Below are 2,068 nucleotides of genomic sequence, written 5' to 3' on the forward strand. Positions count from 1 at the left end.
CCATGCCGATGTGCGCCGGATGCTGGCGGGCATGCGCGCCGATGTCTTCGCGGCCCGCTCCATCGCGCTGGCTTGCGCACAGGCGATCGATATGGGGCAGGCGACGGGTGAGGCCGACTGGATGGCGCGGGCCGCCTTCCTCACCCCCATCGCCAAGGCCTTCGGCACCGAAACCGGCATGCGTGTCTCCGAGACCGCGATGCAGGTTCATGGCGGCATGGGTTTCATCGAGGAAACCGGCGTCGCGCAGTTCTACCGCGATGTGCGGGTGACGGCGATCTATGAGGGCACGAACGGCATTCAGGCGATGGACCTTGTCGGCCGCAAGCTGTCCGATGGCGGCGAGGCGGCCTACCGGCTTCTGGAAGAGATCGAGGCGGGGGCCGAGGCGGCGCGGGCCGAATTTCCCGACCTCGCCGAAGAGGTCTGGGCGGCGGCCGAGACCCTGCGCGAGGCAACCGAATGGATGGTCGGGCAGGGGGCGAAGGACCGGCAGGCCGGTGCGGCCCCCTATCTGCGCGCCTTCGCGCGGGTTCTGGGCGGGCATTTCCACCTGCGCGCGGCGATGGCAGATGAGGGGCGTCAGGCGCTTGCCGCCTTCTACATCCGCCGGACCCTGCCGCAGCATGCCGCCGATCTGGCCGAGGCGCGGGACGGGGCCGATACGGTCTTTGCCCTTTCGCCGGAAACGCTTGGCGCGTGATGGACAGCCCTTCATCCGCTGGAAACGGCATCCGCTACCCCTTTGCCACGCCGCCCGAACCCGGCGCGGCTGTGGAAGTGGCCGAAGGGGTGCTCTGGCTGCGCCTGCCGCTGCCCATGGCGCTGGATCACGTAAATGTCTATGCGCTGGACGACGGCGATGGCTGGACCCTTGTTGATACCGGCCTGAACACCCGCCGCACCCGTGCGGCGATGGAGGCGGCACTTGCCGGCCCCCTGCAGGGCAGGCCTGTGCGGCGGGTGGTTGTGACGCATTACCATCCTGACCATATCGGCCTTGCGGGCTGGTTTCAGGCGCAGGGCGCGGAACTGCTGACCACGCGCACTTCGTGGCTGTTTGCGCGGATGCTGACGCTTGACGAACAGGACCGCCCGGCGGCGGAAACGCTTGCCTTCTGGCGGGCGGCGGGGATGGATGCCGCACTTTATGCCAAACGCGCCGCCGAACGGCCCTTCAACTTCGCCGACACGGTGGCGCCCTTGCCCCTGGGCTATACCCGTATTCAGGACGGCCAGGCCTTGCGCCTTGGCGGGCGCGACTGGCGGGTGCGGGTGGGGCACGGTCATGCGCCGGAACATGCAACGCTTTGGGAAGAGGGCGGCGACCTGATCCTTGGCGGCGATCAGCTTTTGCCCTCGATCTCGGCCAATCTCGGCGTCTATGCGACCGAACCGATGGCCGATCCGGTCACCGACTGGATGGCAAGCAGCGAGGCGTTCCGGCCGCATGCGCGGGCGGGGCAGTTGGTGCTGCCCGGTCACAAGCTCCCGTTCACCGGTCTGCCCTTGCGTCTGACCCAGATGATCGAGAACCATACCGGCGCTCTGGCGCGGCTTGAGGCGCATCTGGCAGAGCCACGGACAGCGGCAGACTGCTTTCCGCCGCTTTTCAAAAGACCGATAGGCGAGGGCGAGTATGGGCTCGCACTGGTTGAAGCCGTCGCGCATTTGAACCATCTTCTGATCGCGGGCCGCGTGGTGCGCGAGAAATCCGAAGATGGAGCCTGGCTGTGGCGAATGAAGACGTAACGAATATGATCCAGACCTCGGCCGAGGCGCATGAGGCAAGCGCATTGCCCTGCGCGCGGGTGGTTCATACCGGGCCGAATGCACCCCGCACGGCGGAACTGGAACCGCTGCCGGAAGACGTTGCAGCCGAGCCGATTGAGGCGAAAAGCCCAGCGCAATGGGCCTATGAGCGGTTGATCCTTTATATCAAGAACTTCGAAAGCCAGCTTGATAACGACCACGAAATCGCGATGGGCTTTACCGGCGGTGATGCCGGGGTGCTGAGGATCGAGGGGATCGGCTATTTCGACCCCGATATCGTGACTTTCTACGGCAC

The 2,068-nt window shown here is 66.2% G+C and carries 3 protein-coding genes; all 3 read left to right on the plus strand.

Translation table 11 applies throughout. From position 1 onward, the window contains the following. Window positions 1-703 (plus strand): acyl-CoA dehydrogenase (locus WBB85_RS05630; RefSeq protein ID WP_432637650.1); only part of this gene is annotated, 703 nt, incomplete at its 5' end. Beyond that, a complete protein-coding gene (locus WBB85_RS05635) occupies window positions 703-1,752 on the plus strand; it encodes an MBL fold metallo-hydrolase (protein WP_432637652.1) in 1,050 nt (349 codons plus the stop codon). The genes WBB85_RS05630 and WBB85_RS05635, both read left to right, overlap by 1 nt. 5 nt (window positions 1,753-1,757) lie before the next feature. Further along, the coding region (locus WBB85_RS05640) for a hypothetical protein (RefSeq protein ID WP_432637653.1) at window positions 1,758-2,068 on the plus strand (311 nt) is incomplete at its 3' end.

Source organism: Albidovulum sp. (assembly GCF_049646345.1).
Classification (GTDB): Bacteria; Pseudomonadota; Alphaproteobacteria; order Rhodobacterales; family Rhodobacteraceae; genus Albidovulum.